General features: G+C 72.2%; 29 protein-coding genes and 1 riboswitch. Of the genes, 21 read left to right on the top strand and 8 right to left on the bottom strand.

All coding sequences use genetic code 11. The annotated features are described in order from the left end of the window. Together AC3ANS_RS11805 and AC3ANS_RS11800 are read left to right on the top strand one after the other, a co-directional pair. Positions 1-429 (top strand): MmcQ/YjbR family DNA-binding protein, encoded by a 429-nt coding sequence (locus AC3ANS_RS11805; protein WP_488296341.1) that lies wholly within the window; start codon positions 1-3, stop codon positions 427-429. Beyond that, on the top strand, positions 422-1,819 hold the full coding sequence (locus AC3ANS_RS11800; protein WP_488296340.1) for an RsmB/NOP family class I SAM-dependent RNA methyltransferase: 1,398 nt from the start codon (positions 422-424) through the stop codon (positions 1,817-1,819). The genes AC3ANS_RS11805 and AC3ANS_RS11800 overlap by 8 nt, the downstream gene beginning before the upstream one ends. Before the next feature lie 4 nt (positions 1,820-1,823). On the opposite strand, the gene AC3ANS_RS11795 is transcribed toward AC3ANS_RS11800, so the two are convergent. Genes AC3ANS_RS11795 through AC3ANS_RS11785 form a run of 3 tightly spaced genes read right to left on the bottom strand, consistent with a single transcriptional unit; the run spans position 1,824 to position 3,698 of the window. After that, positions 1,824-2,408, bottom strand: a complete 585-nt coding sequence (locus AC3ANS_RS11795) for a hypothetical protein (protein ID WP_488296339.1) — start codon at positions 2,406-2,408, stop codon at positions 1,824-1,826. Continuing rightward, positions 2,405-2,917 (bottom strand): SigE family RNA polymerase sigma factor, encoded by a 513-nt coding sequence (locus AC3ANS_RS11790; RefSeq protein ID WP_488296338.1) that lies wholly within the window; start codon positions 2,915-2,917, stop codon positions 2,405-2,407. Before AC3ANS_RS11790 ends, AC3ANS_RS11795 begins: the two co-directional genes overlap by 4 nt. A 46-nt stretch (positions 2,918-2,963) precedes the next feature. Further along, positions 2,964-3,698: an AAA family ATPase gene (locus AC3ANS_RS11785; protein ID WP_488296337.1), complete on the bottom strand. Its 735-nt coding sequence runs from the start codon at positions 3,696-3,698 to the stop codon at positions 2,964-2,966. A 39-nt stretch (positions 3,699-3,737) separates the two neighbouring features. On the opposite strand from AC3ANS_RS11785, the gene ligD reads away from it, so the two are divergent. The 10 genes from ligD to AC3ANS_RS11735 all read left to right on the top strand — a co-directional run bounded on the left by ligD (position 3,738) and on the right by AC3ANS_RS11735 (position 11,697). After that, positions 3,738-4,700 (top strand): non-homologous end-joining DNA ligase, encoded by a 963-nt coding sequence (ligD, locus tag AC3ANS_RS11780; RefSeq protein ID WP_488296336.1) that lies wholly within the window; start codon positions 3,738-3,740, stop codon positions 4,698-4,700. Positions 4,701-4,709: 9 nt separating this feature from the next. Beyond that, positions 4,710-5,372: a ribulose-phosphate 3-epimerase gene (rpe, locus tag AC3ANS_RS11775; protein WP_488296335.1), complete on the top strand. Its 663-nt coding sequence runs from the start codon at positions 4,710-4,712 to the stop codon at positions 5,370-5,372. 182 nt (positions 5,373-5,554) lie between these two features. Further along, positions 5,555-5,700, top strand: a riboswitch (FMN riboswitch). A gap of 76 nt (positions 5,701-5,776) precedes the next feature. Next, on the top strand, positions 5,777-6,808 hold the full coding sequence (ribD, locus tag AC3ANS_RS11770; protein ID WP_488296334.1) for a bifunctional diaminohydroxyphosphoribosylaminopyrimidine deaminase/5-amino-6-(5-phosphoribosylamino)uracil reductase RibD: 1,032 nt from the start codon (positions 5,777-5,779) through the stop codon (positions 6,806-6,808). A gap of 1 nt (position 6,809) precedes the next feature. Continuing rightward, positions 6,810-7,424, top strand: coding sequence for a riboflavin synthase (locus tag AC3ANS_RS11765; protein WP_488296333.1), 615 nt, complete (start codon positions 6,810-6,812; stop codon positions 7,422-7,424). A gap of 236 nt (positions 7,425-7,660) precedes the next feature. Continuing rightward, on the top strand, positions 7,661-8,359 hold the full coding sequence (locus tag AC3ANS_RS11760) for a nicotinamide mononucleotide transporter family protein (RefSeq protein ID WP_488296332.1): 699 nt from the start codon (positions 7,661-7,663) through the stop codon (positions 8,357-8,359). Then, positions 8,356-9,612, top strand: a complete 1,257-nt coding sequence (locus AC3ANS_RS11755) for a bifunctional 3,4-dihydroxy-2-butanone-4-phosphate synthase/GTP cyclohydrolase II (RefSeq protein WP_488296331.1) — start codon at positions 8,356-8,358, stop codon at positions 9,610-9,612. The genes AC3ANS_RS11760 and AC3ANS_RS11755 overlap by 4 nt, the downstream gene beginning before the upstream one ends. A gap of 3 nt (positions 9,613-9,615) precedes the next feature. Further along, positions 9,616-10,101, top strand: coding sequence for a 6,7-dimethyl-8-ribityllumazine synthase (gene ribH, locus AC3ANS_RS11750; protein WP_488296330.1), 486 nt, complete (start codon positions 9,616-9,618; stop codon positions 10,099-10,101). Between the two features lie 11 nt (positions 10,102-10,112). Further along, positions 10,113-10,376, top strand: a complete 264-nt coding sequence (locus tag AC3ANS_RS11745; protein WP_296605538.1) for a phosphoribosyl-ATP diphosphatase — start codon at positions 10,113-10,115, stop codon at positions 10,374-10,376. Between the two features lie 15 nt (positions 10,377-10,391). Beyond that, on the top strand, positions 10,392-11,234 hold the full coding sequence (hisG, locus tag AC3ANS_RS11740; protein WP_488296486.1) for an ATP phosphoribosyltransferase: 843 nt from the start codon (positions 10,392-10,394) through the stop codon (positions 11,232-11,234). Beyond that, positions 11,218-11,697 (top strand): PH domain-containing protein, encoded by a 480-nt coding sequence (locus AC3ANS_RS11735; RefSeq protein ID WP_488296329.1) that lies wholly within the window; start codon positions 11,218-11,220, stop codon positions 11,695-11,697. The genes hisG and AC3ANS_RS11735 overlap by 17 nt, the downstream gene beginning before the upstream one ends. Positions 11,698-11,704: 7 nt before the next feature. On the opposite strand, the gene AC3ANS_RS11730 is transcribed toward AC3ANS_RS11735, so the two are convergent. The 4 genes from AC3ANS_RS11730 to AC3ANS_RS11715 form a co-directional block, all read right to left on the bottom strand. Beyond that, a complete protein-coding gene (locus AC3ANS_RS11730) occupies positions 11,705-12,628 on the bottom strand; it encodes an aldose 1-epimerase family protein (RefSeq protein ID WP_488296328.1) in 924 nt (307 codons plus the stop codon). A gap of 38 nt (positions 12,629-12,666) precedes the next feature. Next, the gene (locus tag AC3ANS_RS11725) at positions 12,667-13,209 is read right to left on the bottom strand and encodes a nucleoside/nucleotide kinase family protein (RefSeq protein WP_488296327.1); all 543 of its coding nucleotides are present in this window, start codon (positions 13,207-13,209) and stop codon (positions 12,667-12,669) included. 325 nt (positions 13,210-13,534) lie between these two features. Continuing rightward, a complete protein-coding gene (locus AC3ANS_RS11720) occupies positions 13,535-14,797 on the bottom strand; it encodes an amino acid deaminase/aldolase (protein ID WP_488296326.1) in 1,263 nt (420 codons plus the stop codon). Continuing rightward, entirely contained in the window at positions 14,797-15,237 is a 441-nt protein-coding gene (locus AC3ANS_RS11715; protein WP_488296325.1) for a hypothetical protein, read from the bottom strand. Before AC3ANS_RS11715 ends, AC3ANS_RS11720 begins: the two co-directional genes overlap by 1 nt. 112 nt (positions 15,238-15,349) lie before the next feature. On the opposite strand from AC3ANS_RS11715, the gene AC3ANS_RS11710 reads away from it, so the two are divergent. The 6 genes from AC3ANS_RS11710 to AC3ANS_RS11685 all read left to right on the top strand — a co-directional run bounded on the left by AC3ANS_RS11710 (position 15,350) and on the right by AC3ANS_RS11685 (position 19,463). Further along, entirely contained in the window at positions 15,350-15,880 is a 531-nt protein-coding gene (locus AC3ANS_RS11710; protein ID WP_488296324.1) for an SseB family protein, read from the top strand. Between the two features lie 266 nt (positions 15,881-16,146). Then, positions 16,147-16,878, top strand: a complete 732-nt coding sequence (gene infC, locus AC3ANS_RS11705) for a translation initiation factor IF-3 (RefSeq protein ID WP_488296323.1) — start codon at positions 16,147-16,149, stop codon at positions 16,876-16,878. Between the two features lie 101 nt (positions 16,879-16,979). Next, positions 16,980-17,174 (top strand): 50S ribosomal protein L35, encoded by a 195-nt coding sequence (gene rpmI, locus AC3ANS_RS11700; protein ID WP_488296322.1) that lies wholly within the window; start codon positions 16,980-16,982, stop codon positions 17,172-17,174. A 72-nt stretch (positions 17,175-17,246) separates the two neighbouring features. Next, positions 17,247-17,633 carry a 50S ribosomal protein L20 gene (rplT, locus tag AC3ANS_RS11695; protein WP_488296321.1) on the top strand — a complete coding sequence of 129 codons (387 nt, stop codon included), beginning with the start codon at positions 17,247-17,249 and terminating at the stop codon, positions 17,631-17,633. Then, positions 17,630-18,421: a TrmH family RNA methyltransferase gene (locus AC3ANS_RS11690; RefSeq protein ID WP_488296485.1), complete on the top strand. Its 792-nt coding sequence runs from the start codon at positions 17,630-17,632 to the stop codon at positions 18,419-18,421. The genes rplT and AC3ANS_RS11690 overlap by 4 nt, the downstream gene beginning before the upstream one ends. A gap of 10 nt (positions 18,422-18,431) precedes the next feature. Beyond that, complete coding sequence (locus AC3ANS_RS11685) at positions 18,432-19,463, top strand: sensor histidine kinase (protein ID WP_488296320.1); 1,032 nt, start codon at positions 18,432-18,434, stop codon at positions 19,461-19,463. Between the two features lie 10 nt (positions 19,464-19,473). On the opposite strand, the gene AC3ANS_RS11680 is transcribed toward AC3ANS_RS11685, so the two are convergent. Further along, positions 19,474-20,097: a TIGR03086 family metal-binding protein gene (locus tag AC3ANS_RS11680; protein WP_488296319.1), complete on the bottom strand. Its 624-nt coding sequence runs from the start codon at positions 20,095-20,097 to the stop codon at positions 19,474-19,476. Between the two features lie 61 nt (positions 20,098-20,158). On the opposite strand from AC3ANS_RS11680, the gene AC3ANS_RS11675 reads away from it, so the two are divergent. The 3 genes from AC3ANS_RS11675 to pheT all read left to right on the top strand — a co-directional run bounded on the left by AC3ANS_RS11675 (position 20,159) and on the right by pheT (position 24,998). Continuing rightward, positions 20,159-21,172: a helix-turn-helix transcriptional regulator gene (locus AC3ANS_RS11675; RefSeq protein WP_488296318.1), complete on the top strand. Its 1,014-nt coding sequence runs from the start codon at positions 20,159-20,161 to the stop codon at positions 21,170-21,172. A 239-nt stretch (positions 21,173-21,411) separates the two neighbouring features. Beyond that, a complete protein-coding gene (gene pheS, locus AC3ANS_RS11670) occupies positions 21,412-22,518 on the top strand; it encodes a phenylalanine--tRNA ligase subunit alpha (protein WP_488296317.1) in 1,107 nt (368 codons plus the stop codon). Further along, positions 22,515-24,998 (top strand): phenylalanine--tRNA ligase subunit beta, encoded by a 2,484-nt coding sequence (pheT, locus tag AC3ANS_RS11665; RefSeq protein ID WP_488296316.1) that lies wholly within the window; start codon positions 22,515-22,517, stop codon positions 24,996-24,998. Before pheS ends, pheT begins: the two co-directional genes overlap by 4 nt.

Raw genomic sequence — 24,998 nt, 5'->3', positions numbered from 1 at the left:
ATGAGCCGCCCGGCGCACGAGGAGGACTTGCGCGAGGACCTCGACCCGCTCGTCGACGAGATCTGCCGCTCGCTGCCCGAGGTCGAGCTCGGGACGTCGTGGGGTGACCGCCCGACCTACAAGGTGCGCGGCAAGGGCTTCCTGCTCTACCGGGCGCCCCACAAGACCGCGGTCGACCCCGCGACCGGCGAGATGTACGACGACCTGCTGGTGATCACCACGCCCGGCGAGGCCGAGAAGCAGGCGCTCGTGGCGGACGAGCGGTTGCCGTTCTTCACCATCGACCACTTCAAGGGCTATTCCGCCGTGTTGGTCCAGCAGTCCCGTCTCGGAGAGATCGAGCGCGAGGAGTTGGCCGAGATCATCACCGAAGCCTGGGCCGCGAAGGCCCCCCAGAGCCTGTCGAGGAAGTACCTCGGGGATGGCTGACCCCCGCCCACGGGGACAGCAGCGCGGAGGCCGCACGACCGGCGCCCGCGCGGGTCTGGACCCGGCCCGGCTCGCGGCGCTCGAGGTGATGAAGGCGGTCCGCGTCGACGGGGCGTACACCAACCTGGTGCTGCCCTCCGTGCTGCGCCAGCACGGCCTCTCGGGCCGCGACGCGGCGTTCGTGACCGAGCTGGTGTCGGGGACCATCCGGCGGCGCGGTACGTACGACGCCATCCTCGCCGCGTGCGTGGACCGGCCGCTGAGCAAGGTCGAGGCCAAGGTCCTCGACGCCCTGCGCCTCGGCACCCACCAGCTGCTGTCGATGCGCGTGCCGACCCACGCCGCGATCAGCACCACCGTCGACCTGGTGCGGGCCAAGGTCAGCTCGGGTGCCGGCGGCTTCGCCAACGCCGTGCTCCGCCAGGTCGCCCGGCAGGAGCTGGCGGAGTGGATCGGCCGGGTCGCGCCCGACCCGCGGGTCGCCCCCACCCGGTTCGCCTCGATCGCCTACAGCCACCCGCGCTGGATCGTGGACGAGCTGCGCTCGGCCGTGGGCGCCGAGGAGCTGTTCGAGCTGCTGGCCGCCGACAACGAGCCGCCGCGCGTGACCTTGGTCGCCCGCCCCGGGCGGAGCACCCGCGAGGAGCTGCCCGGCGAGCCGACCCCCTACTCGCCGTACGGCGTGGTCCTCGGTGGCGGCGATCCGGGGGAGATCCCGGCCGTCGCCCAGGGCCGCGCGGGCGTCCAGGACGAGGGCTCGCAGCTGGTCGCGGCGGCCCTGGCCGCGGCGCCGATCGAGGGGCCGGACCGCCGGTGGCTCGACCTGTGCGCCGGCCCGGGCGGCAAGGCCGCGCTGCTGGCGGCGCTCGCCGAGCAGCGTGGGGCCTCGCTGGTCGCCGCCGAGCGTCAGGAGCACCGCGCCCGTCTCGTGCAGCGGGCGCTGCGAGACGCACCCGGCACGCTCGGGATCGTCACCTCCGACGGCACCGCGCCACCGTTCGCGCCCGGCGCCTTCGACCGCGTGCTGGTCGATGCTCCCTGCACCGGCCTGGGAGCGCTCCGACGCCGACCGGAGGCCCGGTGGCGGCGTCGTGCCGACGACCTGCTCGGGCTGGTGCTGTTGCAGCGCCGGCTGCTGGCCTCTGCGCTCGAGCTCACCCGGCCCGGTGGTGTCGTGCTCTACGCCACCTGCTCGCCGGTGGTCTCCGAGACCCGCGGCGTGGTGTCGTCGGTGCTCGAGAGCCGGGACGACGTCGTGCTGGAGGACGTGCGGGCGCTGCTGCCCGACGTCCCGCGGTGCGAGGGGCCGATGCCGGGGACCGTGCAGCTGTGGCCGCACCGGCACGGCACCGACGCGATGTTCCTGGCCCTGCTGAGGCGCACGGGCTGAGGGCTCACTCGGCCCAGATCAGCGCCCGACCGACCTCGTCGACCTGCGCCACCGTGGTGGCCTGTCCGGGCGCGACCGTGGCGAAGAACTGGCCGTGCACGTCGCTGACGAACGTCTGGTCGCCCGACTTCGCCGGGTCCTGGTAGTCGCCCCAGGTCGAGGCGCCTCGCCAGTTCACCACCACCGAGGACGCACCCTGGGTGCAGATGAACTTCTCGTCCAGGGGCTTGTCGCAGCTCCAGTCCGGTGAGTCGACGTACACCGGCGCGTCCTGGAGCATCCGCAGCGCCCGGGCGTGGGCGCGCTCGGCTCGGGTCGGAGCCGGCTGGTTGGCGGCATCGGTCGGCGACGCCGGCGGTTGCGTGGCGAAGTCGGGCTCGCTGCCGGGACGGGTGCCCGCGCCGCCCAGCATCGCGACCCCGACGGCGACGGCGGCGACCCCGGCCGCGGCCGCCAGCGCCCCGCCGGCGCGACGGCGTCGCCGGATCCGGGTGCCGGTCCGGGTCGAGACCCGGACCAGCTCGTCGAGGTCGGTCCACTCGTCGCGGACCCGGTCGTGCAGGGCGGTGCCGAACGGCGTGTCGTTCATGAAGCGGTCTCCTCGGTGAGGCCCGCGCCCACCAGCGGCCGGAGCCGCAGCAGTGCGCGTCGGGAACGGGTGCGGACGGCCGACTCGGTGATGCCGAGGTCGCGGGCCGTGTCGGTGACCGATCGGTCCTCCCAGTAGCGCAGCACCACGATGGCCCGGTCGAGCCGGGACAGGGTGGCGAGCGCGGCGAGGAGGTCCAGGCGGGTCGCGGAGTCGACCGGCTCCGAGCCCACCGGGTCGACGTGGTCGTGGAGGTCTCGGGGCAGCTCCGAGGAGCGGCGCAGCCGGCGGTGTGAGAGGAACGTGTTGAGCAGGGTGGTGCGGGTGTAGGCGAGCGGGTTGTCCGCCCGCGACACCCGCCGCCACGAGGCGTACACCTTGGCGTAGGTGGTCTGGGTGAGGTCCTCGGCCAGGTGGTGGTCGCCGGTCAGCAGCAGCGCCTGGCGGTGCAGCTGGGTCCCGGTCGCACGCACGAAGTCCCCGAAGTCCTCGGCGTCGTTGGTCGTCACACCCTGTTGACTCCTCGAGCGCCGGTTGTGTTGCACGGGTCCGGCTTCAGTCCAGCACGTGGCGCAGGTAGCGGCCCGGCTGGTCGAGGTAGGCCTTCCAGTGCTGCACCAGCTCGAGCTCCTCCCACGTCGTACGCCGGTAGCCCCAGTCGCCCACCTCGAGGATCGTGGCGCCGGGCATCGCGGCGAGCACGGGCGAGTGGGTGGCGCACAGGACCTGGCCGCCGCTCTCGACCACGCGGCCCAGGGCGCCGATGAGCCCGAGTGTCGAGGAGAACGACAGCGCCGCCTCGGGCTCGTCGAGGCAGTAGAAGCCGGGGGAGTCGAATCGCGTTCGTAGTACCTCGAGGAACGACTCGCCGTGGCTCATCTCGTGGAAGAGCGGCGCGGTGCGTGGTCGGCGCGGGTTGACCTGCTGTTCCTCGAACTTGTACCAGCCGTGCATGGTCTCGGCCCGCAGGAAGAACCCCCATCGGCTCGCCGCGAGTCCGCGTTGCAGCCGTAGCGAGCGCCCGAGCGCCGACTCGGTGGCGCGCGTGGAGTGCTTGCCCTGGGTCGAGCCACCTTCGGGCGAGAGCCCGAACGCGTCGGCGACAGCCTCGACGATCGTCGACTTGCCGGAGCCGTTCTCGCCGACCAGGAAAGTCACGAACGGCGAGAGCTCCAGGCCCTCGCGGGCCAGCTGGGCCACGGCCGGGACGTCCATCGGCCACCTGCCGGGAGGCAAGGGTCGCTCAGGGTCGGCCCAGACCCGGACCACGGGCGGCTGGTCGAAGTCCATGCCCGCACCGTACGACGGGCCACCCCCTACCCTGGCCGCATGCCGTCGAAGCCGCCCTCGGTCGAGATCGAGGTCGACAACCGCGTCGTGCGGGTGAGCAACCCCGACCGGGTCTACTTCCCGGAGTCGGGTGCGACGAAGCTCGACCTGGTCGAGTACTACCTTGCGGTCGGGCCCGGCATCGTCAACGCGCTGTTCGAGCGGCCGTGCATGCTGCACCGGTTCCCCAAGGGCCTGGCCGGGGACAAGGTCCACCAGAAGCGGCTACCGCAGGGCGCGCCGGACTGGGTCGAGACCGTCCGGCTGCACTTCCCGCGGTGGAACCGCACGGCCGACGAGCTCTGTGTGACCGAGCTGGGCTCGGTGATCTGGGCCGTGCAGATGTCCACCGTCGAGTTCCACCCCTGGAACAGCCGGCGCGAGGACCCCGAGAAGCCCGACGAGTGGCGCATCGACCTCGACCCCGGCCCGGACTGCTCCTACGACCGGGTCCGCCGGGTCGCCCACGTCGTGCACGAGGTCCTCGACGAGCTCGGCGTCGTGGCGTTCCCCAAGACCAGCGGGAGCAAGGGGCTGCACGTCTACGTCCGGATCAAGCCCGAGCACGGGCACAAGGACGTACGCCGGGCCGCGCTCGCGTTCGCCCGCGAGGTCGAGCGCCGGGCCCCCGACGAGGTCGACCTGACGTGGTGGCGCAAGGACCGCGACCCGGCCACGGTGTTCGTGGACTACAACCAGAACGCCCGCGACCACACGATCGCCGCGGCGTACTCCGTGCGCGGCCTGCCCGACGCCCGCGTCTCGACGCCGATCCGCTGGGACGAGGTGGACGACGCCGATCCCCACGACTTCACGATCTTCACCGTCCCCGCGCGCTTCGCCGAGCTCGGCGACCTGCACGCCGACATCGACGATCACGTCTACGACATCGCCCCGCTGCTGGGGTGGGCCGAGCGCGACGAGCGCGACGGCGCCGAGACGCCCGAGGAGCCCGAACCCTAGGCTGGCCCCGTGGGCATCCAGATCACGCCGAGCATCCTGAACGCCGACTTCTCGCGCCTCGGCGACGAGGTGGCCCGGATCGGCAGCGCCGACTGGGTGCACGTCGACGTGATGGACAACCACTTCGTCCCCAACCTCACGTTCGGTCCGACGATGGTGGAGGCACTCGCCCGCTCCACCGACGTGCCGCTGGACGCCCACCTGATGATCGAGGACGCGGACCGCAACGCGCTCGCGTACGTCGAGGCCGGGTGCGGGTCGGTCACGTTCCACGTCGAGGCCGCGAAGGCCCCGGTGCGGCTGGCCCGCGAGATCCGCTCCCACGGTGCTCGCGCCAGCATGGCGCTGCGGCCGGCCACGCCGGTCGAGCCCTACGAGGACCTGCTCCCCGAGCTCGACATGCTGCTGATCATGACTGTCGAGCCCGGTTTCGGGGGCCAGAAGTTCCTCGACCTGTGCCTGCCCAAGATCCGTCGCGCCCGCGAGCTCATGGACAAGCACGGCGTCGAGACCTGGCTCCAGGTCGACGGCGGCATCAGCCTCGACACGATCGAGCGCTGCGTCGAGGCCGGTGCCGACACCTTCGTCGCCGGCTCCGCGGTCTACTCCGCCGACGATCCCGACCGGATGGTGGCTGAGCTCCGGGCGCGGGCCGAGAGCGCGCGCACCTGACCGTCCTCCCGGTGCCCCGGGGCAGAAGATCTCTGTCGTTTGGTCACCAACGGCAGAACTTTCGGGCCCGAGGTTGTCGTTGGTGACCAAACGACAACCTCGCCGGGCGTCTCACCGTGACGCGCCCCACGCGGCGTCGTCAGATGTCGTGTGGCACACTCGACCTTGACGAGCTTTCGAGCTCGCGTGCTCTGGGGTCGGTGTAATTCCGAGCCGGCGGTGACTGGGTGAAGGCCCAGAAGTCCGCGACCCGGTCACAGCCAGTGACCGGTTGACCAGGTGAAGTTCCTGGACCGACGGTTAAAGTCCGGATGGGAAGCGCACGCAGGTGTCGTCCACACGTGTCCACGTGGGGTCGACCCGTCGGCCCCGGAGTCCGCGAGCGGACACGAGGGGCACACCAGATGACGACCACCGCAGGCGAGCAGGCCGCAATGTCGCGCGCCCTCGAGCTGGCCGCGACGCCGGGTGTCCCGCTCGGGCCCAACCCCCGCGTCGGCTGCGTCCTGCTGGACGACGAGGGCCGCACGGTCGCCGAGGGCCACCACCGCGGCGCCGGCACCGCGCACGCCGAGGTCGACGCGCTCGCTCGAGCCGGGGACCGGGCCCGAGGCACCAGCGCCGTCGTCACCCTCGAGCCCTGCAACCACACCGGCCGCACCGGCCCGTGCGCCCAGGCGTTGATCGAGGCCGGCGTACGGCGCGTGGTCTTCGCCCAGCCGGACCCCAACCCCGACGCAGCCGGGGGAGCAGCCACGCTCCGAGCCGCCGGCGTCGACGTAGCGTCGGGGCTCCTGCTCGACGAGGCGCGGCTCCTGAACAGGTTCTGGACGTTCGGGCTCGAGCACGGCCGCCCGTTCGTCACCTGGAAGTTCGCGACGACCCTCGACGGGCGCAGCGCGGCCGCCGACGGCACCAGCCGCTGGGTCAGCTCGTCCGCGGCGCGGCTCGACACCCACCGGCTGCGCGCGACGTGCGACGTCATGCTCGTCGGCGCCAACACGATCGCGGTCGACGACCCGCTGCTGACGGTCCGTGACGACCACGACCGGCCGCTGGAGCACCAGCCGCTGCGCGCGGTCATGGGGGAGCGCGACCTCGACCCCGCCCGCCGGGTGTTCAACGCCGACGGCCCGTCGCTCCACCTCCGCACCCGCAAGCCCGAGCAGGCGCTCGCCGAGCTGTTCGACCGCGGTCGCCGCCACGTCTTCCTCGAGGGCGGCCCGACGCTCGCCGCGGCCTTCCTGCGCGCCGGGCTCGTCGACGAGATCGTCACGTACGTCGCCCCGATGCTGCTCGGCTCCGGCCGCAGCGCCGTGGCCGACCTCGGAATCACCACCATCGCCGACGCGTTCCGTCCTCGCGTCACCGACATCACCGTGCTCGAGGGGGATCCGCCGAACGTGCGGTTCACCCTCGCGCCAGGGAAGGACTGACATGTTCACCGGAATCGTCGAGGAGCTCGGCACGGTCGCCGCGGTCGAGGACCAGGGCGACGCGATCCGACTCACCATCCGCGCCACGACCGTGCTCGAGGACGCCGGCCTGGGCGACTCGATCGCCGTCAACGGCTGCTGCCTGACCGTCGCCGAGCGCGACGGCGACACCTGGACGGCCGACGTGATGCAGGAGACGCTCGACAAGACCAGCCTGTACGGCGTACGCCCCGGCGACCGGGTCAACCTCGAGCGCGCCGTGACCGCGGACAAGCGGCTGGGCGGTCACATCGTCCAGGGCCACGTCGACGGTGTCGGCGAGATCGTGAGACGTACCCCGAGCGAGCACTGGGAGGTCGTCGAGATCGCGATGCCTCCCGCACGTGAGAAGGGGTCGTTGAGCCGCTACCTCGTGGACAAGGGTTCGATCACCGTCGACGGCGTCAGCCTGACGGTCGTCGAGGCCCACGACGACGGCTTCACGGTCAGCCTGATCCCCGAGACCCTGGCTCGCACCACGCTCGGCACCCGCCAGCCCGGCGACCGGGTCAACCTCGAGGTCGACGTCCTCGCCAAGTACGTCGAGCGCCTCCTGCCGTACCGGGACCGCGCATGAGCGAGCGCAGCGAGCGAATCATTCAATGCAGCGCCCACTGTGCCTCATGCGCGCACGGAGCGAAGCGAGTACGTGCATGAGCGAGCGCAGCGAGCGAATCATTCAATGCAGCGCCCACTGTGCCTCATGCGCGCACGGAGCGAAGCGAGTACGTGCATGAGCGAGCGCAGCGAGCGAATCATTCAATGCAGCGCCCACTGTGCCTCATGCGCGCACGGAGCGAAGCGAGTACGTGCATGAGCATCTCAGCGCTGTACGACGCGCACCTGACGATCTCGGGGCATCAGATCACCTGGCGCGAGATCGTCGGCAACGCCTTCGGGTTCGCCTCGGCCATCGGTGGCCTGCGCCGCCGCCTCTGGGCGTGGCCGGTCGGCATCGTCGGCAACGCGCTGCTGTTCTCGGTGTTCATCGCCGCGACCTTCGACGCCCAGGCCCAGCAGCCGTTGTTCGGCCAGGCCGCCCGTCAGGTCTTCTTCATCGTCACCAGCGTCTACGGCTGGCACCGGTGGAACCAGGTCAGGAGCGCCCACGGCGGTGGTGACGCGCCCGCGGTCGACCCGCGCTGGGCGGCCGCCCGCGAGCGCACGGCGTACCTCGTCGCCGCCGCGGTGGGCGTGCTCGTGTGCCAGTGGGTGTTCAGCGTCGTCGGCGCGGGCTGGCCGGCGCCGCGCTGGTACTACTGGTGCGACGCCTGGATCTTCGTGGGCTCGATGCTCGCGACGTACGCGATGGCCCGCGGCTGGAACGACTTCTGGCTCGCCTGGGTCGCCGTCGACCTGGTCGGCGTCCCGCTCCTGTGGCACTCCGGCTACTACCCGTCCGCGATCCTCTACGTCTTCTACGGCGGCCTGTGTGTCGCCGGCTTCCTCACCTGGCTGCGGGCGACCGCGGCCGTACCCGGCATCACCGATCGGCAGAAGGTCCCCGCATGAGTGAAACCGTCCGGCTCGACAGCGTCGAGCGCGCCATCGCTGACATCGCCGCCGGCAAGGCCGTGGTGGTCGTCGACGACGAGGACCGCGAGAACGAGGGCGACATCATCTTCGCCGCGAGCAAGGCGACGCCCGAGCTGATGGCGTTCACGATCCGCTACAGCAGCGGCGTGATCTGCGTGCCGATGCCGGCGCCGATGCTCGACCGGCTCGAGATCCCGCTGATGACCCCGCACAACAAGGACCGGCTGCGTACGGCGTACACGATCTCGGTCGACGCGCGAGACGGCGTCAGCACCGGCATCTCGGCCGCCGACCGCGCCCACACCGTACGGGTGCTGGCCGACTCGGCCACCGAGCCGTGGGAGCTCACCCGGCCGGGCCACGTCTTCCCGCTGCGCTACCGCGAGGGCGGCGTGCTGGTGCGGCGCGGCCACACCGAGGCCGCGGTGGACCTGGCGAAGCTCGCGGGGCTGACGCCCGCCGGGGTGCTCGTCGAGGTCGTCAACGACGACGGGACGATGAAACGCGGCCCCGAGCTGCGCGCCTTCGCCGACGAGCACGGACTGGCGATGATCTCGATCGACGAGCTGGTCCGCTATCGCCGCCGGCACGAGAACCTCGTCGAGCGGGTCGCGGAGACCCGGCTGCCGACCCGGCACGGCGACTTCACGGCGTACGGCTACCGGATCACCGTCGACGACTCCGAGCACATCGCGCTCGTGTACGGCGACATCAGCGGACCCGAGCCGGTGCTGACCCGGGTGCACTCGGAGTGCCTGACCGGCGACGTGTTCGGCAGCCACCGGTGCGACTGCGGTCCGCAGCTGGACGAGGCGCTCGAGCGGATCGTCGCGGAGGGCCGCGGCGTGGTCGTCTACCTGCGCGGGCACGAGGGCCGGGGGATCGGCCTGGTCGCGAAGCTCCAGGCCTACCAGCTCCAGGACGGAGGCAGGGACACGGTCGACGCGAACCTCGACCTCGGGCTGCCGGCCGACGCCCGCCACTACGGCACGGCCACCCAGGTGCTGCGTGACCTCGGTGTGGGCAGCGTGCGGCTGATGACCAACAACCCCGACAAGGTCTCGAACCTCGAGGACTTCGGCGTGCCGGTCGCGGCTCGGGTGCCGCTCACGCCGCACCCGAACGACCACAACATCGGCTACCTGCTCACCAAACGCGACCGAATGGGTCACGATCTGCCGAATCTGGCCGATGAGATGCCCGATACCCTGACCAAGAACGGAGCGTGACCGATGACCGGACACGGTGCCCCCGTCCTCGACACCGTCGACTGCAGCGACCTCAAGGTCGCCGTGGTCGCCTCCAGCTGGCACACCCAGGTGATGGACGGCCTCATCGCCGGCGCCGAGCGGGCGCTGGACGACTACCACGTCGTGCAGCGCACGCTGGTCCGCGTCCCCGGCGCCTACGAGCTCGCCGTCGTGGCCGACGCCTTGGCCCGGCAGGGCTACGACGTGGTCGTGGCCCTGGGCGTGGTGATCCGCGGCGGGACGCCGCACTTCGACTACGTCTGCCAGGCGGCCACCAACGGGCTGACCCGGGTGGCGCTCGACCGGGGCATCCCGGTCGGCTTCGGCGTCCTCACCTGCGACGGCGACCAGCAGGCGCTGGACCGCGCCGGCCTGGAGGGCTCCAAGGAGGACAAGGGCTACGAGGCCACCTCCGCGGCACTGCTCACCGCCCGGACCCTGAAGGAGCTGGCCGCCGGCGCCCCGTAGGCTCTTCCTCCGTGAAGACGTTCGACGAGCTCTGGACCGAGCTGAGCGAGAAGGCCCGGTCGCGCCCCGAGGGATCCGGCACCGTGCGTGAGCTCGACGCCGGTGTCCATGCGATCGGGAAGAAGCTGGTCGAGGAGGCCGCGGAGTCGTGGATGGCCGCCGAGCACGAGGGCCGCGAGCGCACGGCTGAGGAGATCAGCCAGCTGCTCTACCACGCCCAGGTGCTGATGCTGGCGACCGGCATCGAGCTCGACGACGTCTACGCCCACCTCTGAGGAGGAGCCATGGCACTGCTCCGCATCGCGGTCCCCAACAAGGGATCGCTGTCCCAGTCCGCCTCCGAGATCCTGCGTGAGTCGGGCTACCGCCAGCGCGACGACGCCAAGCAGCTGACGCTCACCGACGCCGAGAACGGCGTCGAGTTCTTCTACCTGCGCCCCCGCGACATCGCGCTGTACGTCGGGGAGGGCACGCTCGACGTCGGCATCACCGGTCGCGACCTGCTCAAGGACTCCGGCGCGAAGGCCGAGGAGGTGCGGGGTCTCGGCTTCGGGCGCAGCAGGTTCCGGTTCGCCGGACCGCGCGGCTCCTTCACCGACCTCACCCAGCTGGCCGGCACCCGGATCGCCACGTCGTACGTCGGCGTCGTGCGGACCTTCCTGGAGGAGCGCGGGATCGAGGCGAGCGTGGTCCGCCTCGACGGCGCCGTCGAGACCAGCATCCAGCTGGGCGTGGCCGACGTGATCGCCGACGTCGTGGAGACCGGCAGCACCCTGCGGCAGGCCGGGCTGGAGACGTTCGGCGAGACGATCCTCGACTCCGAGGCGGTGCTGATCACCCGCAGTGGCGCGGTGCCCGAGGGATTCGAGATCTTCCGGCGTCGCGTCGAGGGCGTGCTGGTCGCGCGGACCTACGTGATGATGGACTACGACATCCCGACCGAGCGGGTCACCGACGCGGTGACGCTCACCCCCGGCATCGAGAGCCCCACGGTCTCGCCGCTTCATCGCGAGGGGTGGTCGGCGGTGCGGGCGATGGTCCCGCGCGACGGCGCCCAGCGGTTGATGGACGAGCTCTTCGAGATCGGTGCCCGCGGCATCCTGCTCACCGACATCCATGCCTGCCGGCTCTAGCGGCGCGGCCGGTACGCCGGCCCGCTCGCGCACCTGGCGCCCGCTGGGGGTCCGCGTCGCCGGTGTGGTGCTCGGGGTGGGGCTGCTGCTCTGCTTCGCGCTGGCCTGGCTCGGCTTCGACCAGGAGACCCGGGACAAGTTCACCGCGTTCCAGCTCGGCACGCTGGTCTTCCTCGGGCTGCTGGCGTTCTCGGTCTGGTTCGCGCTGGTGCGGTGCCGGGTCGTGGCGGAGCCCGAGCGGCTGGTCGTGGTCAACGGCTACCGGCGCCACGAGCTGGACTGGGCGCAGATCGTCGCGGTCCGGCTCCCGCGCGGGGCGCCGTGGGTGACCCTCGACCTCGCGGACGGCAACACGCTCGCGGCGATGGGCATCCAAGGCTCCGACGGCGACCGCGCGCGGCGCGCCGTACGCGAGCTGCGGGCGCTCGTCGAGCAGCGCTCCGCGAACCCGACCGACTCCTAGGGACGCTCTAGGACCGGGCCCGGATGCCCCACGACGCTGCGAAGGTGTCCCCGGACTGCCCCGCAGGCGCGAGCGTGACGAGATCCCGCCCCGAGCGGAAGGCGTCCGCCGGCGCCGTCATCGGCTCGACGGCCAGCGATCGGCGCGGACCGATCGGCACGTCGTCGGCGCTGAAGACCTGCAGCCACCGGTGCCGCTCGTCCACCCACAACACCACGCCACGGCCGGTCGCGGGGTCGGCGAGCACGACGGTGGCCACTCCCGCCGCGTCCCGCGCCAGGTCGGTGAAGCCGTCGTCGAACGACACCTCGCCGATCCGGTGGGCCACCCGGAAGTCGAAGGGAGTCCCGGTGACGTCCTCGAGGCCGGTCGGGAGGAGCCGATCGTCGACCAGCGCCCGGGTGGACACCGGGAGCGTCATCTCCCAGCCGTCGACCGGACCCGGGCCGAGCGCGAGGTAGGGGTGTGCGCCGCTTGCGTACGGCGCCGGCGTCGAGGCCCGGTTGACCGCGGACTGGGTGACCGTGAGGCCGTCCGCGGACACGGCGTAGGTGACCCACAGGTCGAGGGTCCACGGGTAGCCGCTCTGGGCGATCAGCCGGTAGGTCAGGCTCACCGACGAATCGGTGTGCTCCTCGACCGACCACGCGGCCCAGCGGGCCAGCCCGTGCGAGGCGTTGTGCAGCGACGGCTCGTTGAGCGCGAGCTGGTGGTCGCGGCCACCGAAGGAGTAGGCACCGTCGCCGATCCGGTTCGGCCAGGGCATCAGCAGCTGGCCGCGGGCGCCGGGCGCGAGCTCGTCCTCGCCGAATCCGTCGATCAGCGGCACGCCGTCGTGCTCGAGGACCCGCAACGTCGCGCCGCCCTGGGTGATCACCGCCCGGTAGCCGCTGCCCGAGATCTCGTACTGGTCACCACTGGGAGGCAGCATGAACGTCACCCTAGGGCTGTGTGCGGGAGACCCCGGGGTCAGGGTGAGGTGTCGACGACGAGGTCGGCGCGGGAGCGCGTCGCGTCGCGGTCGAACATCGCCTGCTCCGCGACCTGCCACCGCTCCCAGTGCTCACGCATCGCTTCGCCGTCGCGCGCGAGACCGCGCCGCAGCCGTACGCCGACCGGGGCCTCGACCCACGCCAGGGCGGTCGCCAGGTGGGCGACCCGGAGCGCCCCCGAGCCGACGCCCTCGATCACCAGCAGCTCGGTGGGGTCCACCGTCACGGTCTCGGCGTACCGTCCGGCGACCCAGTCGTAGCGCCGGTAGGTCCCGGGCCGGTCGCGCGCCAGTGGCTCGAGGAGTCCGGCGAGGTGCTCCGCGACCTGGGGCAGGCCCTCCCAGCCGTCGTACAGGTCGTCCATGTGCACGACCGCCGCGTCCGGCTTGAGGCCGACGACCGCGCCGGCGAGCGTGGTCTTGCCGGATCCGGCGGGTCCGTCGATGCAGATCAGCCGGCCGCGGCCCAGGGTCGCCGGACGCGACCGGGCCAGGTCGAGCAGCGCCCGCGCCGCCTGCACTAGTGGTCAGCTCCGTCAGCTCGTCGGGGTGCCCGCCGCCCGGGCACGCAGATCGCTGCGTCGGCAGTGCTCGAAACTCCCCAGCCTGCCGACGCGCCGCCGCCTTGCGCTGCACGCACCTGGACGTCGGCCATCCTCGACGACCCCTCGTCGATGACCACTAGTGTCGCGTCTCGGGAAGTTGTTGAACGTTTGGCGTTCTCAGGGTGGGTGCATCGCCAGGCGCCGGCGCGCCGCCATACCCGCTCGTCTCGCAAGCGTCGGCAACGCAGCGAGGTGCGTGCCATGGGGGCGCGAAGCGCCCAAGAACTTCTGGGACGCGCCACTAGAACGCCTGGCCGCACCCACGGTAGGTCGGGACGGAGTCGACGAGCTCCTCGCCCGCGAGGAGGTGGACGGTGGTGGTGTGCTCGAACGGCTCGCCCGACTTCGCGTGGCGGAACCACACCAGGTCGCCGATCTCGAGCTGGTCCGCCGGTGCGCCCGTGAGCGGGGTCTGGACCTCGCCGGCACCCTCGAGCCCGGTCAACGACAGCCCGGCCGGTGCCCACGGGGTCGGCAGCCGGTCCGGCCCGATGGGCCCGGAGGCGACCAGGCCACCGCCGTGGACGGTGACGACGCCGGGCGCCGGCTTGCGGGTGACCGGCACTCCGAAGAACGCGGCCGGTCGCGGGTCGAAGGACCGGTAGTGGTCGAAGAGCCTGGGGACCAGCAGCCCGGAGCCCGCGGCGACCTCGGTCACGACGGGGTCGGAGGCGGAGTCCTCGACGGAGCCCGAGCCGCCCGCGTTCCAGAACTCCAGGTCGGCGAGCTCGTGCAGCGCATCGGCGATCTCGCTGCGACGTACGCCGAGCTGGGTGAGCGACAGCGCCTTGAGCCGGCGCACGATCGCCGAGCGGGTCCGGGCGGTCGGCACCGAGTCGGCGAGTCCCGCGACCTGGCCCTCGTACGTCATCGCGCCGACGAGGCGCAGGCCGCCGCGCGCGACGACCGCGCGGGCCAGACCGACGACGTCGGCGGTGTCGTGCAGCGGTGAGCGCTTCGGTCCGACGTGCTGGCCGGCCATCCGCAGCCCGGCGTCGACGTCGATCGCGATCCGCACCGGGACCGCGGGGGAGGACCGCACGGACTCCACCAGGTCGAGGTGGGCGAGGTCGTCCACCATGATGGTGATCGCGGCCGCCGCCGAGGGGGAGGCCACCAGCGTGGCGAGAGCGCCGCGGTCGACGGTGGGGTAGGCGACGACGATGTCGTCGCAGATCCCCTGCTCGTGCAGCCAGAGCGCCTCGCGCAGGGTGTAGGCGAGCACGCCCTGGACGCCGTCGTGGGCGAGAGCCCGCGAGATCAGGGCGGGGATCCGCACCGACTTGGACGCGAGCCGGATGGGCTTGCCCCCGGCCCGGCGGACCAGGTCGTCGGCGTTCGCGTCGAACGCATCGAGGTCGACGACGAACGTCGGCGTCGGAAGCGGCTCGTCCAGGGCCTGGACCGCGCCCGTCAGCCGCGCCCAGAGCCGGTTGCGGTCCGCGGGGCCGGCCGTCGTGGACGCGGAGACCAAGGACGGAAAGGGAACGGGAAGCCGGCCCATCAGCTGATCCCACGCTTGCGGAGCAGGGCCTCGATCTCGGCCATCTCGTCGTCGCCGCCCACCGCGGGTGCGCCCCCGCCCCGGGCGCGCTTGCGCTCCGCCAGCGCCGCTGGCTCACCCTGCTTGGTGCGCCGGCTGCCGAGCTGCCGGGCGCGCAGGGCGCCGGAGATCGCGAAGAGCCCGGCGGAGACGCCGGCGACCACGATGCCCGCCCAGGTCGTCGGGTTCCAGGCCAGGTTGACCGCCCAGTCGCCGACCGCGTCGACGATGCGGGTGAACATCCGCAGGGTCTTGGTGAGGTACGCCGCGAGCGGCAGCAACGTGAACGCCAGGGCGCGCAGCCCCGACGTCAGACCGCGGCGTCGGAAGGACAGCCAGGTCCAGATGCCGCCGAGCACGGTGAGGCTCAGCGTCAGCGCTGCCCAGGAAGCATCATCCACGCGATCGATCGTCCCACATCGGCGGTCAGGAGAGGGCTCGGACGGGCGGAGAGTGGCGGCACTCGACGGCCCTGGCTGGCGCCATCCGGAGCTCGCCCGAGACAATCTCGCGGTGAGCGACCAGCGGACGACCATCCCCGATCCCGGGTTCGCGGGCGACGACGGGTCCGCCGATCCGGCCCTGGGGCAGGCGCTCGCTGCTTGGTCCGCCGGCGAGGCGACGTACGCCGATGCGCTGTGCGCCCTCCAGGCGGCTCGCCTGCTGGTGCCCGTGGTGGCGGTGCTCGGGGAGGTCGAGCTCGACGAGGCCGGGCTCGCTCACGAGAAGACCAGTGACATGGCCACCGTGCTGCTCCAGGGGGCCGACGGGCGGCTGGCACTGCTCGCCTTCACCGGCACTGCCGAGCTCGCCGCGTGGAACCCCGACGGGCGTCCGGTCCCGGTGGCTGCGGCTGTGGCGGCGCAGGCGGCTCTCCAGGACGACGCCGCTGCGTTGGTGGTCGACATCGCCGGCCCGACGCGCTTCGTGGTGGAGGGCGACGACCTCGAGGGGCTCGCGCGCGGGTGGACGCTCGCGCGCGTGGGGTCGGGCACCGCCTGGATTCGGCCTGGCGGGGAATCGTCGGCTACGATTCAGCGTTGACCGATCAGTTCCGCCGTGCATGCGGCGGGATGGATCACGCAAGCGGAGGCTCGCACGATCGCCTCCCACCCGCATCGTCCGCCGTTCTCGAAGTCTGGGAGCACAGGTCGTCGGGTCCGGTCACCGAAGGCCGAGGCCTCGGAGCGTACGCCGTACGCACCGGAGTCGGGTCGTCGGAGGCGCACCCTGCGATGGGGGGCGTCGGACTGGCTTCCGCTTGCAGACAAGCGGAAGCCTTTGTTGATTTCGCGCCACCCTTCTCGGGGGTGTCGAGCGACAGAGACCTCCGGCCACAAAGCCAATCAGGAGGACACATCAGCACCGAGCTGCGAATCAACGATCGGATCCGGGTTCCCGAGGTCCGGCTCGTTGGACCCAACGGGGAGACCGTGGGCATCGTGCCCACCGATCAGGCCCTGAAGCTTGCGCAGGAGGCGGACCTCGACCTCGTCGAGATCGCCCCGCAGGGGAAGCCGCCCGTCTGCAAGCTCATGGACTACGGGAAGTTCAAGTACGAGAACGCCCAGAAGGCTCGCGAGGCGCGTCGCAACCAGACGAACGTGATCATCAAGGAGATGAAGCTTCGTCCCAAGATCGACGCGCACGACTACGAGACCAAGAAGGGTCACGTGGTGCGGTTCCTGCGCGCCGGGGACAAGGTCAAGATCACGATCATGTTCCGTGGCCGCGAGCAGCACCGTCCCGAGCTGGGCTTCCGTCTGCTCCAGCGCCTCGCCGAGGACGTGGGTGAGCTGGGCTTCGTGGAGTCCTCGCCCAAGCAGGACGGGCGCAACATGATCATGGTGCTCGGCCCCCACAAGAAGAAGGCCGACGCGAAGGTCGACATCAAGGCCGAGAAGGACGCCAAGGCCGCCGAGCGCGCCGCCCTGGTCGCCGACGAGCAGGCCGAGCGCGATGCCGCCCACGCCGCTGGACCGGTCGCCCAGAAGAAGGAGCGCGGACGCTCCGAGAACCTCGATCCCGAGATCGAGGCCTAGAACACCCTCGCGGTGGTCGAGCACGTCGAGACCACTACCACCCACGGTGGCCGAGGTCGACGAGATGACCACGCCCAGCAGGACGAGAAGAGAGAGCAGAGATGCCGAAGAACAAGACGCACTCCGGTGCGAGCAAGCGTTTCCGGGTGACCGGGTCCGGCAAGATCCTTCGCGAGAAGGCCGGCAAGCGCCACAACCTCGAGAAGAAGGCCTCCAAGGTCACCCGCCGTATGACGGGCACGGTCGAGGTTGCCAAGGCCGACGTCCCCCGCGCGAAGAAGATGCTCGGACTCTGATCCAGCCCCCACCCGTCGGTGGTCGAGCTCGTCGAGACCCCGCACCGAACTTGAGCAACAAGGAGTAAACAAGTGGCACGCGTCAAGCGGGCAGTGAATGCCCAGAAGAAGCGCCGGGTCGTCCTCGAGCGCGCCAGCGGCTACCGCGGGCAGCGCTCGCGGCTCTACCGCAAGGCCAAGGAGCAGGTCACCCACTCGCTGGTCTACAGCTACAACGACCGGCGCAAGAACAAGGGCAACTTCCGCAAGCTGTGGATCCAGCGGATCAACGCCGCGGCCCGCGCCCAGGGCATGACCTACAACCGGTTCATCCAGGGCCTGGGGCTCGCCGGTGTCGAGGTCGACCGCAAGATCCTGGCCGAGCTGGCCGTCAACGACGTGGCCGCGTTCAACGCGCTCGTCGAGACCGCCCGGGCCGCGCTGCCCGAGGACGTCAACGCGCCCAAGGTCTCGGCCTGAGCGTCGACGCGCTGTCTGCGAGCAACGCCCGCATCAAGCAGCTGCGCCGGTTGAGCCGCCGCTCGGAGCGATCCGAGCGGCGGCTCTTCCTCGCCGAGGGACGCAACGCCGTCGAGGCGGCGCTCGAGGCAGGTGCCGTGGTCGAGGTGTTCGCGCGCCCCTTCCACGACCTCCCCGTCGACGGCCTCGTGCCCCCGTTGCCCGACGGGGTACCCCTGACGTTCGTCGACGAGCGCGCGCTGAAGGCGCTCAGTGACGCGGTCACACCGGCCGGGGTCGTGGCCCTGTGCCGGTTCGTGGACGTCCCGCTGGAGCAGGCGCTGGTGGGTGGCTACGTCGCGCTCTGCGCGCACGTGAGCGACCCGGGCAACGCCGGCACCGTCATCCGGTGCGCCGACGCCGCCGGCGCCGGCGGCGTGGTGCTCGCCGGGGAGTCGGTGGACCTGTACAACGCGAAGACCATCCGGGCCAGCGCCGGCAGCGCCTTCCACCTGCCCGTCGCCACCGGGTCCGGCGCCGAGGATGCGATCCGCGCCGCCCAGGCAGCCGGGTACCAGGTGCTCGCCACCGAGGCCGACGGCGACGTCGACCTCTTCGACGCCGACGACGTGCTCGCCCGGCCCACCGCGTGGCTGTTCGGCAACGAGGCCCACGGGCTCTCGCCCGAGCTCGCCACGCTCGCCGACCACCGGGTCCGGATCCCGATCCACGGCCGCGCCGAGAGCCTCAACCTCTCCACCGCCGCGGCGCTCTGCCTCTACGCGTCGGCCCGCGCGCAGCGTCACTAGGGTGGTCGGCGTGACCCAAGCCGATCTCGACGCACTGGCCGACGGCGTCCTGCTGGCCGGCCCGGATGGCGCGGTGACCGTGGTCAACGCCGCGGCCGGCCGGTTCCTGGGGATCGATCCCGGCACGACCGTGGGCCATCCGCTCGGCGAGGTCCTCGCCCTGCGCGACCACGACGGTCGCGACTGGTGCTCGGTGAACCAGCCGTACGACGGGCTCGCGACCCGCACCGGCGTACCCGAGCAGACGTGGCTGCTGCCCGACGGCACCGAGGTGCTGGTCGTCGCTCGCATCCATCGCCCGGCGCTGGACCGCCCGGTCGAGCGCGTGGCGGTGAGCCTGCGCTCGGGACGCGGACGGGCCCGGCTGGACCGGGAGCGCTCCGACCTGGTCGCCACGGTGGCCCACGAGCTGCGCTCGCCGCTGACGGGCGTCAAGGGCTTCGTGCAGGCGCTGCTGAACCGGTGGGACAAGCTCAGCGACGACCAGAAGAAGCTGATGCTCACCACCGTCAGCGCCGACTCCGACCGGCTCAGCCGGCTGATCGCGGAGCTCCTCGACGTCGCGCGCATCGACACCGGCCGGCTCCAGCTCTATCCGCGGCCCTCCGACCCCGCGTTGCTAGCCCGACGAGTCGTCGACTCCGTGGGGGCGAGCACCAGCCGCCATCTCGAGCTCGAGACCTCGGGGGCGGTTCCCGACATCGTCGTCGACCCCGACAAGCTCACCCAGGTCGTGACGAACCTGGTCGAGAACGCCGTCCGCCACGGTGAGGGCACGGTCCGGGTCCTGGTCGAGCCACTGCCCGAGACCGGCGCCGGCGTCCGGCTCGTGGTCGAGGACGAGGGCGACGGGATCCCGCCCGAGCTGCGCCGCCGCGTGTTCACGAAGTTCTGGAAGGGCGGCGCGACCGGGGGCTCGGGGCTGGGCCTCTACCTGGTCAACGGGCTGGTCGAGGCACACGGCGGCACCGTGACGATCGGCGACACCGAGTCCGGTGGTGCGCGGATCACCGTGGTGCTGCCGGCCGAGCCGCCCTCCTAGAAGACGTGACCTAGGGGCGCCAGCGCGGGTCGCGGCCGTACCACCCCAGGAGCCGGTCGTACGCCGGGGCGTCCTCGGCCACCGCGACGACCGGGGCGAACGGCATCGTCTCGCGCGGCTCGGCGGGCAGGAACGAGCGGATCGGCCCGAGGCAGGCGGCGGCGAGGTCCTGGTCGAGCATCGAGGTGCGCTCGAGCGCCGCTGCCAGGTCCCATCCGTGGGCGGCGAGCTCTCCGGCGTACACGCCGAGCGCGACCGGGGCGGGGAACGACCCGAGCGGGTGGGCGACGGTGCGTTCGAGCACGTCCGGCTCGTCGAGCGCGGCCGCGACGTCCGCGGCGGAGGCCCGCCAGGCGGACGCCCAGTCTTCGTCGGCGACGTCGGTGATGTGCGACGGCACGTCGAAGGGGTGTCCGCCCCGGACGATGTGGACGATCCGGCGCTCGACGGCGACGAGATGGGCGAGGAGGTCGCGCACGGTCCAGTCGGTGCACGGCGTGGGGCGGCTCAGGTCGCCGATGGTGGTGAGCTCGACGAGGCCGGTCGCCTGGTCGATGGCGCGCAGGACGAGTGGGCGGGGATCGCCGGCCGCGCGGTCGGTGGTCGGGGTGGAGGCAGGGGTCTGAATGGTCATGGGACCAGCCTGGTGGTCAAAGACGACATCCTGTGTCAGGAAAAGATGACAGGATCAGGAAATGCGCGCCGACCGACTGCTCCAGTTGCTGCACCTCCTGCAGCGGCACGGCCGGATGCCGGCTCGCCGGCTGGCCGAGGTGCTCGAGGTGTCCGAGCGCACGGTCCTGCGCGACATGGAGGCGCTCTCCGCGGCCGGTGTGCCGGTCTACCTGCAGCGCGGCCGCGGTGGCGGCTGCTTCCTGATGGAGGGCTACAAGACCGATGTCAGCGGCCTGTCGACCGCCGAGGCCCAGGCGCTCTTCCTGTGGAGCGGTCGTGACTCCGCGCACGAGCTGGGCCTGGGGCCGGCGCTCGCCAGCGCGATGGCGAAGCTCGCCGCGACGGTGCCCAGCGCCGCGATGGACAAGGCCGACGAGCTCGCGTCGGTGCTCGTGGTCGACCGGAGGCGCTGGTTCGCGGCGGCCGAGGAGGTCCCGCTGCTCCCGGTGCTTCGTACGGCGTCCACGGACGGCCGCCGGATCCGGCTCCGGTACGCCTCCGCGGGCCAGGACGAGCCGTCGGCGCGGACCGTCGATCCCTACGGTCTGGTCGAGAATGCCGGCCGCTGGTACCTCCTCGCCGCCCACCGCGGCAGCCCGCGGATGTTCCGGGTGTCGCGGATCGCAGCGGCCGAGGTCCTCGACGAGCAGGCGCGGCGACCCGACGACCTCGACCTCGCGGCCGAGTGGGCGCGGCTGCGCAGTCGTCTCGAGACGGGCGAGGCCGTGACGGTCGAGGTGGCGATCGAGCCCGGCGAGCTGGACCTGTTCCGGCGGCTCGCGACGTTCCAGGTCCTGCCCGACAGTGCCGTCGCGGAGCTCGGCGTCGAGGCGGGCACCGGGCGGGTGCTGCTGCGACTGACGATGCGTGCGCGCCGCCAGGCGATCGGGTTGCTGCTGACCTTCGCGGGCGCCGCGGAGCTGCTGGCGCCGGCCGACCTGCGGGCCGACCTGGTCGAGCGCGCCTCGGCTGCGCTGCGCAGGCACGGCGGCGACCGCGGCGACGCGCCCGCGTCGTCTGCCGGAACCGGTTAGCCCCCCACGCCGCCAACCTCCCTAGTGGTCACCACCGTTGGTTCGTCGGGGGTCCCCGCCGCCCAGGCACGCACCTCGCGGCGTTGCCGTCGCTCGACAGACGACCCGGTATGCCCCTCGCTCCGGCGCCTTGCGATGCACGCACCTGTTCGACGGCTACCCCAGATGATCCAACGGCGGCAACCACTAGACTCCGCGATGAGAACGATCCAACGAACGACGCAGGGAAGAGGCGTGCCTTGTCGGGCCCCAACACCGATTACGACCCCGTGGAGGTCACCCCGTTGAAGCCCGAGGAGGTCGACGCCGCGCGCGACACGGCCATCGCGGCCATCGAGGCCGCCGCGGACCTGGCGGAGCTCAAGCAGGTGCGCATCGAGCACACCGGCGACCGGTCGCCGCTGGCGCTGGCGAACCGCGAGATCGGTGCCCTGCCTCCGCAGGCACGCAAGGAGGCCGGTCAGCGGATCGGGCAGGCGCGCGGCGCCGTCAACCAGGCGCTGGCGGCGAGGCAGGTCGTGCTCGAGGCCGAGCACGAGGAGCGGATGCTCGCCGACGAGACCGTCGACGTCACGCTGCCGACGGACCGGGTGCCGACCGGGGCCCGCCACCCGCTCACCACCGGTGCTGAGCTGATCGCCGACATCTTCGTCGCGATGGGCTGGGAGGTCGCCGAGGGCCCGGTGATCGAGGCCGAGTGGCTGAACTTCGACGCGCTCAACCTCGGCGCCGACCACCCGGCCCGCACCATGCAGGACACGTTCTGGACCGAGCCGGCCGAGAACGGCCTGGTGCTGCGCACCCACACCTCTCCGGTGCAGGCGCGGACCATGCTCACGCGCACGCCTCCGATCTACGTCGTGTGCCCCGGCCGCGTGTTCCGCACCGACGAGTACGACGCCACCCACAGCCCGGTGTTCCACCAGGTCGAGGGCCTCGCGATCGACGAGGGCATCACGATGGCCCACCTCAAGGGCACGCTCGACCACTTCGCGGCCGCGATGTTCGGCGACGGCATCAGCACCCGGTTCCGCCCGTCGTACTTCCCCTTCACCGAGCCCAGCGCCGAGGTCGACCTGGTCTGCTTCGTGTGCCGCGGCGCGGGCGAGATCGACGGCGCACCGTGCCGGACCTGCCGCGGCGAGGGCTGGATCGAGTGGGGCGGCTGCGGCGTGGTCAACCCGCGCGTGCTCACCGCGTGCGGCGTCGACGCCGAGCGCTACACCGGCTTCGCGTTCGGCATGGGCATCGACCGCACGCTGATGTTCCGTCACGGCATCGAGGACCTGCGGGAGCTCTTCGAGGGCGACGTCCGCTTCACCACGGCATTTGGAAGTGAGCTGTGAAGACGCCAGTCTCCTGGATCCGCGAGTACGTCGACCTGCCCGAGGGCGTCACGACCGAGGACCTCACCCACCGGCTCACGGCGCTCGGGCTCAAGCTCGAGGCCATCGAGAGCGCCGGTGCGGACATCCGCGGCCCGCTCGTCGTGGGCCGCGTGCTCACGATGGAGCCCGAGCCGCAGAAGAACGGCAAGACGATCAACTGGTGCACGGTCGACGTCGGCGCCGCCAACGGGACCGGTGAGCCCCAGGGCATCGTCTGCGGTGCGCACAACTTCGCCCCCGGCGACCTGGTCGTCGTCGTGCTGCCCGGGGGAGTCCTCCCGGGCGGCTTCGAGATCTCCGCGCGCAAGACCTACGGGCACGTCTCCTCCGGGATGATCTGCTCGGCCCGCGAGCTCGGCCTGGGGGAGGACCACGACGGCATCATCGTGCTGCCCTCCGACGCCGGCGCCCCCGGTGACGACGCGTTCGACGTGCTCGGCCTGCGCGAGGAGGTCATCGAGTTCGAGATCAACCCCGACCGGGCCTACGCCCTCTCGCTGCGCGGTGTCGCCCGCGAGGCCGCGCTGGCCTACGGCGCGCCGTACCGCGACCCCGCTCACCGCACGGTCCCGGCCGCCAACGGCGACGGCTACCCGGTCGTGATCGACGACCCGAGCGGTTGCCCGGTCTTCGTGGCGCGCAAGGTGACCGGCTTCGACCCGGCCGCGCCCACCCCCGACTGGATGGCGCGCAGGCTCACCCAGGCGGGCATGCGCCCGATCTCCCTCGCCGTCGACATCACCAACTACGTGATGCTCGAGATCGGCCGGCCGATCCACGGCTACGACGCCGACAAGCTCCGCGGCCCGATCCGGGTCCGCCGCGCTCGAGCGGGCGAGCGACTCACGACGCTCGACGGCGTCGAGCGTGTCCTGTCGGTCGAGGACCTGGTCGTCACCGACGACTCCGGGATCATCGGCCTCGGTGGCGTCATGGGTGGCGAGACCACCGAGATGTCCGAGACCACCACGTCGGTCCTCGTCGAGGCCGCTCACTGGGATGCGACCTCGATGTTCCGCACCGGCAAGCGCCACAAGATCGGCTCCGAGGCCGGCAAGCGAAACGAGCGCGGCGTCGACCCCGTCGTCACCGAGGCCGCCGCGGACCGCGTGGTCGAGCTGCTCACGACGTACGGCGGCGGCACGGCCGACCCCGGCGTCACGGTCGTCGGCACGCCGCCGGCCCGGCCCGCGATCACCATCTCCTACGACCTGCCCGCCCGGGTGACGGGCATGCCGATCGACGCGGCGGCCACGGTCGCCAACCTCGAGGCGGTCGGGTGCGCGGTCCACCGCGCGGACTCGACGCTGACGGCGACCCCGCCGCCGTGGCGGCCCGACCTCAACGACCCGTTCGACCTGGTCGAGGAGGTCGCGCGGATCGTCGGCTACGACCAGGTCCCCTCGGTGCTGCCTCGCGAGGCGGCCGGGCGTGGCCTGACCCGCGAGCAGCGCCTGCGGCGCCGCGTGGGCCGGACCCTGGCCGGTGCCGGGTGTGTCGAGGTGATCAGCTTCCCGTTCGTCGGCGACGCCGCCTTCGACGCGCTCGGGCTCGCGCCCGACGACGCGCTCCGGTCGACGGTCCGGCTCGCGAACCCGCTCTCGAGCGAGGAGCCGTCGTACACGACGACGCTGCTGCCGGGCCTGCTGCGCGCCACAGCCCGCAACCTGGGCCGCGGCGCCTCCGGGGTGTCGCTGTTCGAGACCGGCACGGTGGCGTTCCCCGTCGACCGCGGCCCGGCGCCGATCTACGGCGTCGACTGGCGCCCGAGCGACGACGAGCTCGCCAAGCTCTTCGAGGCACTTCCCGAGCAGCCGCTCCACCTCGCGGTCGCCCTCGCCGGCGAGCGCGAGCGGGCCGGCTGGTGGGGTACCGGCCGTGAGTCCGGATGGTCCGACGCCATCGGGCTGGTCCGTCGCCTGGGCAGCGAGCTCGGCGTCGAGGTCGACGTCGCCGCAGCGACCCGGATGCCGTGGCACCCCGGCCGCTGTGCCGTCCTCTCGGTGGCCGGCGAGGTCCTCGGGCACGCCGGCGAGCTGCACCCCAAGGTCTGCCAGGCGTTCGGCCTGCCCCAGCGCAGCGCCGCGGTCGAGATCGACCTCGACGCGCTGATGCGGCGGGCTCGCGACGTCACCCCGGGGCCCGACTTCTCGACGTACCCGCTCGCGAAGGAGGACGTCGCGCTGGTCGTCGACCAGGCCGTGACGGCCGCTCAGGTCGAGGCGGCGCTGCGTGAGGGCGCGGGGGAGCTGCTGGAGTCGATCCGGCTGTTCGACGTCTACACCGGTGAGCAGGCCGGCGCCGGCCGCAAGTCGCTGGCGTTCGCGTTGCGCTTCCGCGCACCCGACCGCACGCTGACCGAGGAGGAGACGGGAGCCGCGCGCGACGCGGCGGTCGCGCTCGCCGCCGAGCGGACCGGTGCCGTCCAGCGGAGCTGA

The sequence above is a fragment of the Nocardia sp. 149-1B genome (assembly GCF_057747975.1).
The sequence above is the reverse complement of the archived record's forward strand: the minus strand, read 5'-3'. Positions and strand labels throughout refer to the sequence as shown.

Bases quoted from the DNA above. Each gene is read 5' to 3' on its own strand.
- AC3ANS_RS11805 (WP_488296341.1), top strand. From the start codon at position 1: ATGAGCCGCCCGGCGCACGAGGAGGACTTGCGCGAGGACCTCGACCCG.
- AC3ANS_RS11675 (WP_488296318.1), top strand. From the start codon at position 20,159: ATGCGCGCCGACCGACTGCTCCAGTTGCTGCACCTCCTGCAGCGGCAC.
- AC3ANS_RS11735 (WP_488296329.1), top strand. From the start codon at position 11,218: ATGCCTGCCGGCTCTAGCGGCGCGGCCGGTACGCCGGCCCGCTCGCGC.
- rpmI (WP_488296322.1), top strand. From the start codon at position 16,980: ATGCCGAAGAACAAGACGCACTCCGGTGCGAGCAAGCGTTTCCGGGTG.
- ligD (WP_488296336.1), top strand. From the start codon at position 3,738: ATGCCGTCGAAGCCGCCCTCGGTCGAGATCGAGGTCGACAACCGCGTC.
- ribD (WP_488296334.1), top strand. From the start codon at position 5,777: ATGACGACCACCGCAGGCGAGCAGGCCGCAATGTCGCGCGCCCTCGAG.
- AC3ANS_RS11760 (WP_488296332.1), top strand. From the start codon at position 7,661: ATGAGCATCTCAGCGCTGTACGACGCGCACCTGACGATCTCGGGGCAT.
- AC3ANS_RS11730 (WP_488296328.1), bottom strand. From the start codon at position 12,628: ATGCTGCCTCCCAGTGGTGACCAGTACGAGATCTCGGGCAGCGGCTAC.
- AC3ANS_RS11680 (WP_488296319.1), bottom strand. From the start codon at position 20,097: ATGACCATTCAGACCCCTGCCTCCACCCCGACCACCGACCGCGCGGCC.
- AC3ANS_RS11755 (WP_488296331.1), top strand. From the start codon at position 8,356: ATGAGTGAAACCGTCCGGCTCGACAGCGTCGAGCGCGCCATCGCTGAC.
- AC3ANS_RS11795 (WP_488296339.1), bottom strand. From the start codon at position 2,408: ATGAACGACACGCCGTTCGGCACCGCCCTGCACGACCGGGTCCGCGAC.
- AC3ANS_RS11800 (WP_488296340.1), top strand. From the start codon at position 422: ATGGCTGACCCCCGCCCACGGGGACAGCAGCGCGGAGGCCGCACGACC.
- AC3ANS_RS11720 (WP_488296326.1), bottom strand. From the start codon at position 14,797: ATGGGCCGGCTTCCCGTTCCCTTTCCGTCCTTGGTCTCCGCGTCCACG.
- AC3ANS_RS11765 (WP_488296333.1), top strand. From the start codon at position 6,810: ATGTTCACCGGAATCGTCGAGGAGCTCGGCACGGTCGCCGCGGTCGAG.
- AC3ANS_RS11785 (WP_488296337.1), bottom strand. From the start codon at position 3,698: ATGGACTTCGACCAGCCGCCCGTGGTCCGGGTCTGGGCCGACCCTGAG.
- ribH (WP_488296330.1), top strand. From the start codon at position 9,616: ATGACCGGACACGGTGCCCCCGTCCTCGACACCGTCGACTGCAGCGAC.